8 protein-coding genes are annotated in these 12,501 nt (G+C 69.2%); 1 reads left to right on the top strand and 7 read right to left on the bottom strand.

What is annotated here, in order from left to right; translation table 11 throughout:
- Positions 1-33 precede the first annotated feature (33 nt).
- The gene (locus tag BJQ95_RS01985; protein ID WP_130178780.1) at positions 34-633 is read left to right on the top strand and encodes a hypothetical protein; all 600 of its coding nucleotides are present in this window, start codon (positions 34-36) and stop codon (positions 631-633) included.
- 102 nt (positions 634-735) lie between these two features.
- Here BJQ95_RS01985 and BJQ95_RS01980 read toward each other — a convergent pair whose 3' ends face one another.
- The 7 genes from BJQ95_RS01980 to BJQ95_RS01950 all read right to left on the bottom strand — a co-directional run bounded on the left by BJQ95_RS01980 (position 736) and on the right by BJQ95_RS01950 (position 12,432).
- A complete protein-coding gene (locus BJQ95_RS01980) occupies positions 736-1,914 on the bottom strand; it encodes a GGDEF domain-containing protein (RefSeq protein ID WP_256041493.1) in 1,179 nt (392 codons plus the stop codon).
- Positions 1,915-1,945: 31 nt separating this feature from the next.
- Entirely contained in the window at positions 1,946-3,607 is a 1,662-nt protein-coding gene (locus tag BJQ95_RS01975; RefSeq protein WP_130178174.1) for a cell wall metabolism sensor histidine kinase WalK, read from the bottom strand.
- Between the two features lie 16 nt (positions 3,608-3,623).
- Positions 3,624-6,044, bottom strand: a complete 2,421-nt coding sequence (locus BJQ95_RS01970) for a bifunctional diguanylate cyclase/phosphodiesterase (protein WP_130178175.1) — start codon at positions 6,042-6,044, stop codon at positions 3,624-3,626.
- A gap of 36 nt (positions 6,045-6,080) precedes the next feature.
- On the bottom strand, positions 6,081-7,178 hold the full coding sequence (locus BJQ95_RS01965; RefSeq protein WP_370688361.1) for an aspartate-semialdehyde dehydrogenase: 1,098 nt from the start codon (positions 7,176-7,178) through the stop codon (positions 6,081-6,083).
- Positions 7,179-7,484: 306 nt separating this feature from the next.
- Positions 7,485-8,780, bottom strand: coding sequence for an aspartate kinase (locus tag BJQ95_RS01960; protein ID WP_130178150.1), 1,296 nt, complete (start codon positions 8,778-8,780; stop codon positions 7,485-7,487).
- 238 nt (positions 8,781-9,018) lie between these two features.
- The gene (recR, locus tag BJQ95_RS01955; protein WP_088455142.1) at positions 9,019-9,618 is read right to left on the bottom strand and encodes a recombination mediator RecR; all 600 of its coding nucleotides are present in this window, start codon (positions 9,616-9,618) and stop codon (positions 9,019-9,021) included.
- Positions 9,619-12,432 (bottom strand): DNA polymerase III subunit gamma and tau, encoded by a 2,814-nt coding sequence (locus BJQ95_RS01950; RefSeq protein ID WP_240694720.1) that lies wholly within the window; start codon positions 12,430-12,432, stop codon positions 9,619-9,621.
- Between the last annotated feature and the right edge of the window lie 69 nt (positions 12,433-12,501).

Here is a 12,501-nt window from a genome sequence, read left to right as displayed (position 1 = left end):
CAGTCGCTCGCACAGAGCAAATCGGGGGATCCCATGCCGACGTCAATCCGCACCCGCCTGGCAGCCCTCACCTGTGCCGCCGGGCTCACGCTGACCCTTTCCGCGTGCGGGCAGGCGCCGTGGGCGGACCTGAATGCGGGCGCATCCGCCACCCCCACGGCACAAGCGACCATCACGGCGATCGCGAACGACCTGGCCACCGGCTCGACCCGGCACCAGCTCACGGCCGGGGATGCGGCGCTGACCGTGGACTACTCCTCGACCCTGAACATGGGCAAGTGGACCGCGGCCGCGAACAAGCCCGTGAGCTTCTCGCTCAGCGCCACGCTCGGCACCGACGACGGCCAGGACGTCTTCCTGTCCACGATGACCGTCGTAACGGCCGTCACCGGGCCCACGGGCCCGCTGGAGCCGCCCGCAACGTTCGTGGACCAGTCCACCCTGGCCCCCGGCTACCTCATGAAAGCGCCATACAGCTACGGCCAGACCTACGTGATGTCGGCCATCGACCCCGCGGCCACCAGCGTCACCCTGTCGTTCACCTACGAGCTGCTCATCCAGACGACGCCGACGGCGACCTCGTTCGCGAAGCAGACCGCCAGCGACCAGATCACGATCGCCATCGTTCCGTAGCCCTGGTCTCGCGAACCTACCCTCGCGAACTGTGACTTAAGAACCCAAGACTTGCGTTTTTGGGGGCTTAACTCACGGTTCGCGAAGGGGCGGGGCGCGGGACTAGAGGTCGCGGGCGGGGGCGGGCTCGGTCGTGACGGCGATGTCGTTGCCGCCGCGGCGCTTGACGACCTCGATGGACTGGCCGGCGGCCGTGCTGAGCTCGTCGAGGTCGTAGCCGTGGTCGAAGGTGTCCGCGATGCCGAAGCTCGCGGTGAGCCGGATCTGGTACGACTCCCCCAGCGGTCCGTCGACGAGGGCGTTCTGCATCCGCTGCACGATCGTGAGCGCCTCGGTGGCTGAGCCGACCGCGGCCAGCACGTAGAAGCGGCCGGCGGCGGGGTGCCCGATCAGCGACATCAGTGGCGCGCTGCCGCGGAGGGTGTCGGCGAAGCGGGCGATGGCGTCGTCGCCGGCGACGCGGCCGAAGGCCGTGTTGATCTCGGGGAGGTTGTCGATGTCGGCACCGATCACGGCCAGCCCGAGTTCGGCACGTTCGCCGCGCTGCAGGTGGTCGGTGGCCGCCTGCGAAAACGACGTGCCCGACAGCACGCCGGCTGCCGAGTGGATGCCAACGGTGATGTCGCCGACGGCGTTGCTGCCGACGCGTTCGGCGCGCAGGATCGACGTGGCGATGCAGGCGGTGACGATGAGGCCCATGTTGAGGATCGACGTGGTGCCGGAGCTGAAGTACGTGGTGAAGGTGGCGCTGTCGACGCCATCCGTGATGAAGGCGATGGCACGGCCGGAGTAGAACAGGGCCGCGATGAAGAGCACGATCGAGAAGATCCGCCCGTTGACGTTGCGGCGCAACCGGCCGCGGAGCGCCTCGGTGCCGCCCAGGGCGCCCATCAGCGCCACGATCAGCCAGAGCGGGCCGGCTCCGGCCCATTCGCCGCCATCCGCGCCGGGGATCAGGGTGATGACGGCCACGACCAACGCGAGGCCGCCGACAACGGCGAAGCCCGAGCTGCGGCCGTTGTAAACGCGGCTGCCCGACCAGAGCGCACCCACGGTCACCACCAGGGAGGCGTTGGCGACGGTGATCGACCACCACGCCTCGTCGCTGACCAGGTAGACGCCGTAGCCGACGGCGACCATGATGCCCGCCACGAACGCGAGGCTCCACAAACGGCCCGGGGGGTCGTTGCGGTTCAGCGCGGTATTGAAGATGAACGAGACCCCGCACAGGATCACGATCAACCCACTGATCATCTGCAGGGTGGGTCCGTCTAATTGCATTCTGTCCCCCGCCGAGCGTGCTCTGGCACGCTCAGCCTCTGTTCACCGGGAGCGTGGCGATTGCCGTCGTCCCCTTGCCTTTGGTCGACTCCAGGCGCAGATCGCCACCGTGTTCGCGCATGATGTCCCGGCTGATGCTCAGGCCCAGTCCCGTGCCGTGCACGCTGGAACCCCGCACCGAGTCGGCCCGATAGAACCTGTCGAAGAGGTTGCCCTGTTCCTCTTCGCTCATGCCCCGGCCGGTGTCGGCGACCCGCACTTCGATGCCGCAGGACACCTCGTGCACGGTGACGCTGACCTTGCCGGATTCCACGTTGTACTTGATCGCATTGGAGAAGATGTTGTCGATCACCTGGCGCAGCCGGAACGCATCCGCGATGACCGTGACCGGCGGCAGTTCGGCGATTTCGAACCGGATGTCGCGTTGCGCGGCGAGCGGCTCGGCCGACTCGACGGCATCCATGAGGACAGTGGACAGGTCGCAGGCGGCGACGTTGAGAGCCAGCCCCTCCTTGGACTCGCTGGCCGCGGTGAGCAGGCCCGAGACGATCTCGAGGAGCCGGTCGGAGTTCTTCGACGCGATCTCGAGCATCCGGCGGGTGTCCGGGTCGACTCTCTCGTCGTCGAGGGCCAGTTCGAGGTAGCCCAGGATGGAGGTGAGCGGGGTGCGCAGCTCGTGCGAGACCGAGGCGACGAGGTCGTCCCTGGCCTGCACCGCGCGCACTTCGGCAGTCACGTCGCGGGTCACCATGACGCCGCCGTCGTAGCGGCCGGCATGGTCGCGGATGGGCCGGGCCGAGACGAGCACGGCGGCCTGCTGCTGGTCGGGCGAACCCAGCCACACCGTGACCCGGTCCACCGTCTCACCGCGGATCGCCCGTTCGGTGGGCCGGTCGGGACCGTCGAAGGGGGTGACACCGTCTTCCTTGAAGACGATGCCGGCCAGGCCGACGCCGTCGCTGACGCCGAACCGGGTGAGCATGGAGCGCTGGGCCCGGTTGACGAAGTTGACCCGGCCGTCGCCGTCGTACCCGACCACGCCGAAGTCGACGGTGTTGAAGATCTCGTCGAGGGTCTGCTCCTGGCGCCGGGAACGTTGCAGGGCCGCCTCGAACAACCCGGCCTGCTGGGTGAGCAGCACCCGCTGGGCCAGCGCCCGCCGGTTGGAGGTATAGGTGACGGAGGCCACGAAGGCCAGCATGATCGTCACGACGGCCAGCAGCGGCGCCTGAGAGGTGGCGTAGCCGGTGGCGTTGAGCGGGTCGTTGAAAAACTTCAGCGGCAGCCCGGCCCAGAGAAGCAGGGTGGCGAAAATGACGCTGCCGGTGGCACCGGCCTGGCCGAAGTGGGTGGACATCCAGATCACCGGGAACACCAGCAGGAAGCTCACGCCCAGCTGCGGCTGCGCCTCGCGCGCCAGGGCAAGGCCGACGATGTCGAGAAGAGGGAGCACCACAATGTAGACCTTGGGCAGCCGCCGCCAGGGTACGGCCGCAGCCAGCCCGGTGGTGCCGAAGATGATCATGACGCCGAGGAAGTACAGCGGCTCCACGAACATGGCCGGATCGTTGGCCACCGTGACCGCCACGAGCAGCAGCGTGGCCGCGGCCAGGAGCAGCTGGGAGAGGAACACGGAGCGTTCGACACGCTCGCGCACGCCCACCCGCGGCGCCCTCAGACTCTGCTCGACCATACTGCGACCCTAGCGTTTACAGCGAAAGCTCAGACGCGGCGCGCACGGGCAGCACGGCGTCGGCACCGAACTCTTCGAGTCGGGCGAGAGTCTTCTCAAAACTGCGCGGCACGCCGTAATGGAACCCCTGGGCGCTGCGGATGCCCAGCGCGGACAGGTGGGTGGCCATGGCCTCGTTCTCCACGCCCTCCACGATCATCGAATACTCGAGGTTGTCGCCGAAGCCCTGCAGTGCGGTGAGCACCTCACGCTGGCGCACGTCGTCGAGGTCGTCGACGAGGCTCTTGTCGATCTTGAGGATGTCCATCGGCATCCGCACGAGCGCGTCGACCGAGGAGTCCTGGGAGCCGTAGTCGTCGAGGGCGATCATGATGCCGATGTCGCGAAGGTGGTCGGCCTGGGCGCGCACCGCGGTGGACACCCGGGCGACTGAGCGTTCGTTGAGTTCGAGACAGAGCGAGATGCCCGGGTAGCGGTTCGCGAGGTCTTCGACGAATCCGCCGATCCGCTGCGGCAGGATCTGGCCGGCCTCGACGTTGATGGTCATGCACACGATCCTTGGTTCGATCAACCGGAAGTCCGCAGCGGCGGCCATCGCCTTGAGCGCCACCTGGCGGGTGAGCGCGTCGAGCCGGCCGAGGCTCTTGGCCTTCTCCACCAGCGACGGCGGTGATAGCGGGCCGAGCTCGGGGTCGGTGTAGCGCACGAGGGCCTCGAAGGCCCAGATCTGACCGGTGACCAGGCTCACGATGGGCTGGAAGGCCAGTTCGAGCAGGTCTTCGTCGATGGCGCGGGCGACGATGTCGTTCATCTGCGACGAGCGGTGCCCGGAGATGTTGATGCTGCTCTCGTTGGCCGGGCCGCCGCGGCGGCGGGACTTCTTGATCGCGAGCATGCTGCGGTCGGCGTCACGCAGCAGCTGGTTGACATCCGTTTCGCGGTGCGCGGAGTAGGCCAGGCCGATGCTGAGGATCGGGTTGAGCACGGTGCCGCTGACCGCGAGGGGCTCACCGGTGGCCTCCATGATGCGTTCGGCGAGCAGCTTGGCCTCGGCCAGGGACGACAGCCGGGTGAGGATGACGACGAACTCGTCGCCGCCGACCCTGGCGACGACGTCGTAGGGGCGGATGACGGCGCTGAGCCGGCGGCCGAGTTCGCTGAGGATCTCGTCGCCGGCCTGGTGGCCGTACCGGTCGTTCATCCGTTTGAAGTCGTCGAGGTCGATGAACAGCACGGCCAGCGCCTCGGAGTAGTCGCGGTGGTCGTTGATGTTGGCGAGGGCGTCCTGGAAGGCGCCGTAGTTGGGCAGGCCGGTGAGCGGGTCGGTGTTGGCCCGGATGGTGAGGCCGCCGATGCTTTCCCTGGCGGTGAAGACCACGTCGGCGGTGTGGGCGAGGGCTTCGAGGGCGCGGCGGTCGTCCCGGGTGAACGGGTAGTCCATCACGTCGCGGCGGGCCACCAGGTACTGGCCGCCGAGCGCGCTGATCGCCAGCGGGGTGTCGATCTCGCCGTGTCCGGCCGGATCGTGGCGCACACCGGCGGACTCGACGCCGACGGTGTCGTGCACGGCGCGGAGGAGCACGGTGGCCAGGTCGGTGCTGGTGCCGGCCGGGGCGATGGTGATGGGGGTGGCCAGCCCACCGGTTGTGACGAACTGGTTCGTGGCGTTGAGGTCGATGACCCCGTCGACCACGCCGGCCAGGCGACGACGCATGGCCGTGGCCCGCACGATCAGGATCGCGCCGGTGCCGACGACGGCGAGCGGCACGAGGGTGACGGCCACGGCCAGGGTGTCGGTGCTCAGGTCGAAGAACGGATGCGTCCAGGCGGCGATCAGCGCACAGAGGCCGGTGTAGCCGCCGCCGATCAGAACCACCCGGAGCGCCGAGTAGTGCCGACCGGCGCCGATGTCGACGTGGGGGCGGTCGAACCGGCGGCGGAGTGCCTCCAGTGCGATGACCGTGACGAGGTAGGCGATGGCGCCGACGGCCGAGGCCCCGGGGTCGCCGGAGTCGAGGGCGTGCATCCCATCGTGGGCGCCGAAGAAGGCGGCACCGCCGGCACCGGTGAGGCCTGCCGCGTAGAGCGCGACCTCGGAGCGGCGGGCTCGCAGCCACACCTCGATGAGAACACCCAGGCAGACCAGGCCGACCGCTGTGGGCGTGTCGAGGACCGGCTCGAGGGCCAGCACGACCAGGATCGGCATGCTGACCACCGGGCTGCGGTGGGGCACCGTGCCCAGCCGCAGCCGGACGATGTCGATGGTGCCGGCGCAGGCCACCGCCATCAGCGCAATGAAGAGGTGTTCAGCGTTGCCGCCCAGCACCAACTTCGTCAGCGCGAAGCCGATGAAAATCAGCCCGGTCGCCGCGAAGATCGCGAATGCCACCCGGCCCACGGCCGTTGCCCCCTTTATGGTCTCCACAAGGTCTGACACTACTGGAGCGGACGAGGGCTGCGCGTCTCGCGGCAACTATCCGACGCGAGTTTTGGCGGTGAGTTTCGCGGCGATGAGCTCGGCGATCTGCACGGCGTTGAGCGCGGCCCCCTTGCGCAGGTTGTCGTTGCTGATGAACAGCGCCAACCCGCGACCGTTCGGCACACCCGGGTCCTGACGGATGCGGCCCACGAAGCTCGGGTCGGCACCGGCGGCCTGCAGCGGCGTGGGGATGTCGGTGAGCTGCACGCCGGGGGCGTCGCTGAGCAGCTCGGTGGCGCGGGCTACCGAGATGGGCTTGCCGAACTCGACGTTGATCGACAGCGAATGGCCGGTGAACACCGGTACGCGCACACAGGTGCCGCTGACAAGAAGCTCGGGCAGCTGGAGGATCTTGCGGCTCTCGTTGCGGAGCTTCTTCTCTTCGTCGGTCTCGAACAGTCCGTCGTCGACGATCGATCCGGCCAGGGGGATGACGTCGAACGCGATCGGGCGCTTGTAGACGGTGGGCGCCGGCATGCTCACCGAGGAGCCGTCGTGCACCAGCTGGAAGAGGTTGTCGTCGCTCGCGGCGGCGCGGATCTGGCTGGCCAGTTCCTGCGCGCCGGCCAGGCCGCTGCCGGAGACCGCCTGGTAGGTGCTCACGATGAGGCGTTCGAGGCCGGCCTCGTCGTGCAGCACCTTGAGCACCGGCATGGCGGCCATGGTGGTGCAGTTGGGGTTCGCGATGATGCCCTTGACGGCCTGGTCGATGGCTTCCGGGTTGACCTCGCTGACCACCAGCGGCACGTCGGGGTCCATCCGCCAGCCCGACGAGTTGTCGACCACGGTGACGCCGGCCGAGGCGAAGCGGGGAGCCTGCGCCCTGGAGAGAGTGGCGCCGGCGGAGAAGATGGCAACGTCGAGGCCGGTGGGGTCGGCTGTGGAGGCGTCCTCGACGACGATCTGTTCGTGCTTGAACGGGAGGGTGGTGCCGGCCGAGCGCGCCGAGGCGAAGTAGCGGATGCCGGCGACCGGGAAGTCGCGCTCCTCCAGCAGGCGACGCACGACAGCGCCGACCTGGCCGGTGGCGCCGACGACGCCGATGTTGATTCCCGCGCGGGTGGGTGCTGCGGTGGCTGCGGTGCTGGTCACTGTGTGTTCCTTACTCATTCTGGTCTCGTGCGGGGAGGTCTCGTGCCGGTCGACGCATAACTCTTGCAATTCTCCCCGAACGAGGCCGAATCGGGCCGGAACGGGAGTTTTTGGCAGAAAATGCAGGAGTTATGCCCGGTGGTGGCTGGCCGGATGTCTGGGGCGGGCGGCGGGCGGGGCCGCTCGAGACGAGCAAGTGTTCCCGATGCGGACAAATGGTCCCGGCGCACCGGGTGCAATTGTCCGCTCGGGGAACAGTTGGCCGCCGGGCGGGCGGGCGCTGCCGCGCGGGGCGGCAGGGCCGGGTTAGCGGCCGGTGCCGCCGTGCACGACGGCTTCGCCGTCGCCGTCGAGACCGAAGGCGGTGTGCACCACGCGCAGGGCCTGATTGATGGTGTCGGCGCGGGTGACGACCGAGATGCGGATCTCGCTGGTGGAGATCATCTCGATGTTGATGCCGGCCTCGAACAGCGCCTCGAACAGCTTGGCGGAGACGCCGGTGTTGGTGCGCATCCCGGCGCCGACCAGGGCCAGCTTGCCGATCTGGTCGTCGTACTGCAGCCCGGCGAAGCCCACGTTCTGCTGCTCGTTGGTGAGCGCGGTCAGCACCTGCTGACCCTCGGACTTGGGCAGGGTGAACGAGATGTCGGTCAATCCGGTGGATGCGGCGGACACGTTCTGCACGATCATGTCGACGTTCGCGTTGGTCTTGGCGACGATCTTGAAGATCTCCGCGGCCTTGCCGGGGATGTCGGGGACGCCGACGACGGTGACCTTGGCCTCGCTGAGGTCGGCGGCGACCCCCGCGATGATGGGCTCTTCCACTGGCTCTCCATTCGATAGTGCGGCGGCGTAGGGGCTGGTGGCGCCCGCGTTGTAGACAATGGTGCCGGTGTTGTTGTTGAACGACGACCGCACGTGCAGGGTGACTCCGTGCCGGCGGGCGTATTCCACCGCGCGAATGTAGAGCACCTTGGCGCCGGCGGCGGCGAGCTCGAGCATCTCTTCGCTGGACACCCGGTCGAGTTTGTGCGCCTTCGGCACCACGCGGGGGTCGGCGGTGAAGATGCCGTCGACATCCGTGTAGATCTCGCAGATGTCGGCGCCGAGGGCAGCGGCAAGGGCGACGGCGGTGGTGTCGGAGCCGCCGCGGCCGAGGGTGGTGATGTCCTTGGTGTCGCGGTTGAAGCCCTGGAAGCCGGCGACGATGACGATGGCGCCCTCGTCGAGCGCGTCGCGGAGCCGGCCGGGGGTGACGTCGATGATGCGGGCGGCGCCGTGCTGGGCATCGGTGATCATGCCGGCCTGGCTGCCGGTGAACGAGCGGGCATCGTAGCCCATGCTCTTGATCGCCATGGCGAGCAGCGCCATCGAGATGCGCTCACCGGCGGTGAGGAGCATGTCGAGCTCGCGGGGCGCCGGGATCGGGGTGACCTCGTGGGCGAGGTCGAGCAGTTCGTCGGTGGAGTCGCCCATCGCGGAGACGGCCACGACGATGTCGTTGCCGGCCTTCTTGGTGTCGACGATGCGCTTGGCGACGCGTTTGATGCTCTCGGCGTCGGCAACGGATGATCCGCCGAACTTCTGCACGATCAGGCTCACGTGGGCACTCCTGGCTTCCGGGTACGCGGAGACATCCCGCGCTCCCATCCTAAATGCGTTCGTATTCTCGGTCGTTCATGTGACGCTGCGCGCTGTCTCTCTCGCCCCACCGCGACAGCCGTTCGCGTGGGTGGCCCACTTTCGCTAGTGCGGAGCCACCTCAACTAGCGAAAACGGGCAAGTCATGCGGATGTGCTCGGCGGGATGAAGGGGTGGCGCCGGGCGGGTAGGGGCGGGGCTAGCTGGTGACGGTTCGGCGGCCCTCGAAGGCACGGCCGAGGGTGACCTCGTCGGCGTACTCGAGGTCGCCGCCGACGGGCAGGCCGGAGGCCAGGCGGCTGACCTTGATGTCCAAGGTGGTGAGCAGGCGCGACAGGTAGGTGGCGGTGGCCTCGCCCTCGAGGTTGGGGTCGGTGGCGATGATCACCTCCTGCACGGTGTTGTCGGCCAGGCGGGTCATCAGCTGGCGGATGCGCAGGTCGTCGGGACCGATGCCGTCGATGGGGCTGATCGCCCCGCCGAGCACATGGTAGAGGCCCTTGAACTCGCGGGTGCGTTCGATTGCGACGACGTCCTTGGCCTCTTCGACCACGCAGATCGAGGTGGGGTTGCGGCGCGGGTCGCGGCAGATCATGCAGGTATCCTGCTCGGAGACGTTGCCGCAGATCTCGCAGAACTTGACCTTGTCGCGCACCTCTAGCAGCACGTTCGCCAGGTGGGTCACGTCGAAATTCTTGGTCTGCAGAATGTGGAACGCGATGCGCTGCGCCGACTTCGGGCCGATGCCGGGCAGACGACCGAGCTCATCGATGAGTTCCTGAACGATGCCTTCGTACATTTAGTTGTCGTTCCTCTGTCGCGAGATCGGGTCGTGCGGCTGCTCCTCGATGAAGGTGGCGCCGAGGATCTCCCGCACCACGGCCTCACCGTAGCGCTGCTTCTCGGCGAACGCGGGCGACCGCCGCGCGGGCGCGCCGCGCTGGCTGGCGGGGGCGGATGCGGCTGGCGCGCCGGGTGCGGACGCCCCGGCAGTCGGTGCCTGGTCAGACGCCTGCTGGGCTCGAGGCTGCTGTGGCGCCGAGGGCTGCTGACGGTTCGGGCGGCCGCCGCGAGCCGGATCCACGGGTGTGGTGAAGTGCTGCGGGTCCGGCGGGAGGTCGTCGTATGGCGGCGGTTCTTCATCGAACGGCGGTTCGAAGTCGGGTTCGGGCGCAAAGTCGTAGCCCGGGGCCGACGGAGCCGACGCCTGCGGAGCAGCGGTGGGTGCTGACGACGCCGGAACGTCGAGCGCTGCGCTGGGGGCGGCGGCAGCGCTGGTGGCCGGGGCCGCGGCCGGAGCTCCAACGGAGACGGCCGCACCGTCGGTCGGCGGCGCCACCACTGGCTCGTCGGCCAGGGTTTCCGCGGCAGCCAGGGCGGCGGCGGATCCGGGGATGACGACGGTGGCCCATCCGGTGGAAGTGGCCGGCGGCGAGAGGGTGGCGGTGGCCGAGCGGGTTGCCGTCGCGGTAGCCGCTCCCGATGTGGCAGAGCCTGCACCCGCGCCGGAAGGGGCGTTGCTGGGCGATCCGCTGCCGGCGTAGCTGCCGAACGCGGACTCGGCGGACGACGTGGCGTCGGCTGCGGCGGGGCTCGGTGCGGAAACGCCCGATGTAAGCGAGTCGGCGGGAGCCGAGCCGGCCCGACCTGACCCGGAGGGAGCCGAGGCATCGGCGGAGGGTCCGGAAGAGTTCGCGCCGGGGCCGCCGACCGGGGCCGTCGACGGGGCACCGGAGCCCGCTGGTCGGGCAGCCGGTGACGCGTCGGCACTCACAGTCTGGCCGGCAGGAGCTCCGCCAGCGGAGTGGCCGGCGCCCGCGGCGGCGAACGTCTCGGAGTCGGCGCGGGCGATGAACTTCACTCGCAGGCCGAGCACCTTCACGATGGCGCCGCGGAGGAACTCACTGACACCCTGACCGGGAGCCTGCTGAGCCTTGAAGCCCTGCATGTCCTGCTCGCTGGGGAAGGACAGCACAAGAACGTCTTCGCCACGCAGCTCGAGCACTCGCGCGGTGTAGACCACGAGCCAGGCGCTGAGCTTGACCTCCTTGACGGCCTCGAGGATCTGCGGCCAGGCATCCTTGATCTGCGCCAGGCTGACCGGCCCGACGGGAACAACGGGGGTAACAATCGGCGCGGTCTCAGCGGCGGCTTCGGTGGCGCCCGCAACGGGCGCTGCCGGGGTGGCGCCTGGCGCTGCGGTTGGTGCGCTCACCCCGGCGGCGTCGGAGGACGTGGTGGCACCGGCGGCCGCACCGGCGGGGGTCTCGGCCGGGGTGGCAGCCGGGGATCCGGGCACGCGAGTGGCCCAGCCCGAACCGGCTGGAACTGCCGCGGCGGCAGCGGCGTCGCCCGCGGGACTGGCCGCCGACGCGGCGGCCGGCCGGCCGGCCGAGGTCGCGGCAGGCGGTCGAGTCGCCGAAGCGGCGCCACCCGAAGCAGCGCCAGCCGAAGCGGCGGATACGGTCGCAGTGGACGCATCCGTGCTGCCACCGTCGACGCCGATGCGGCGCTCGAGACGTTCGACGCGGGCGAGGGCGCCGCGGGTGCTGTCGTCGGTGGCGGGGATGAGAACACGGGCGATCATCAGCTCGAGGTGCAGGCGTGGCGAGGTGGCGCCCGTCATCTCGGTGAGGGCGGCGTTGAGGATGTCGGCGCTGCGGCTCAGCTCGGCGGGGCCGAACTTGCTCGCCTGCACCTGCATGCGGTCGAGCTCGTCTTGCGGCACGCCGCGGAGCACCGCGGCGGCGCCGGCAGCACTGGTTGCGGCCACGATGATGAGGTCGCGCATGCGCTCGAGCAGGTCTTCGACGAAGCGGCGCGGGTCCTGGCCGGTCTGGATGACCCGGTCGACGGCGTCGAACGCGGCCGAGGAGTTGCGGGCGGCGATGGCGTCGACGGCGTCGTCGAGCAGGGTGGCGTGCGTGTAGCCGAGCAGGGCCACGGCCCGCTCGTACTCGATGGCGTCGGTCTCGGAACCGGCCATGAGCTGGTCGAGCAGCGACAGCGTGTCGCGGGGCGAACCGCCACCGGCGCGCACCACGAGCGGCAGCACGCCGGGGGCCACGGTCATGTGCTCGCTGTCGCAGAGGGTCTGCACGTAGTCGAGCATGGGCGCCGGCGGCACCAGGCGGAACGGGTAGTGGTGGGTGCGCGAGCGGATGGTGCCGATGACCTTCTCGGGCTCGGTTGTGGCGAAGATGAACTTCACGTGTTCCGGCGGTTCTTCGACGATCTTCAGGAGAGCATTGAAGCCCTGCGGGGTGACCATGTGCGCTTCGTCGAGGATGAAGATCTTGTAGCGGTCGCGGGCCGGCGCGAAGATGGCGCGCTCGCGGATGTCGCGGGCGTCGTCGACACCGTTGTGGCTGGCCGCGTCGATCTCGACCACGTCGAGGGAGCCGCTGCCGTCGCGGGAAAGCTCGACACAGCTGGGGCACACGCCGCACGGGGTGTCGGTGGGACCCTCGGCGCAGTTGAGGCAGCGGGCCAGGATGCGCGCGGAGGTGGTCTTGCCACAGCCGCGGGGTCCGCTGAAGAGGTAGGCATGATTGACCCGGTTGGTGCGCAGGGCGGTCATGAGCGGGTCGGTCACCTGAGACTGACCGATCATTTCGGCAAAAGTCTCTGGCCGGTAACGGCGATACAGGGCGGTAACCACGAGGTCAATCGTACTTGGTGC

It is taken from the genome of Cryobacterium sp. SO1, from assembly GCF_004210215.2.
Lineage (GTDB): Bacteria > Actinomycetota > Actinomycetes > Actinomycetales > Microbacteriaceae > Cryobacterium.
The sequence above is the reverse complement of the archived record's forward strand: the minus strand, read 5'-3'. Positions and strand labels throughout refer to the sequence as shown.

Coding starts and splice junctions, on each gene's coding strand:
- BJQ95_RS01985 (WP_130178780.1), top strand. CDS start 34: ATGCCGACGTCAATCCGCACCCGCCTGGCAGCCCTCACCTGTGCCGCC.
- BJQ95_RS01980 (WP_256041493.1), bottom strand. CDS start 1,914: ATGCAATTAGACGGACCCACCCTGCAGATGATCAGTGGGTTGATCGTG.
- BJQ95_RS01975 (WP_130178174.1), bottom strand. CDS start 3,607: ATGGTCGAGCAGAGTCTGAGGGCGCCGCGGGTGGGCGTGCGCGAGCGT.
- recR (WP_088455142.1), bottom strand. CDS start 9,618: ATGTACGAAGGCATCGTTCAGGAACTCATCGATGAGCTCGGTCGTCTG.
- BJQ95_RS01950 (WP_240694720.1), bottom strand. CDS start 12,432: ATGATCGGTCAGTCTCAGGTGACCGACCCGCTCATGACCGCCCTGCGC.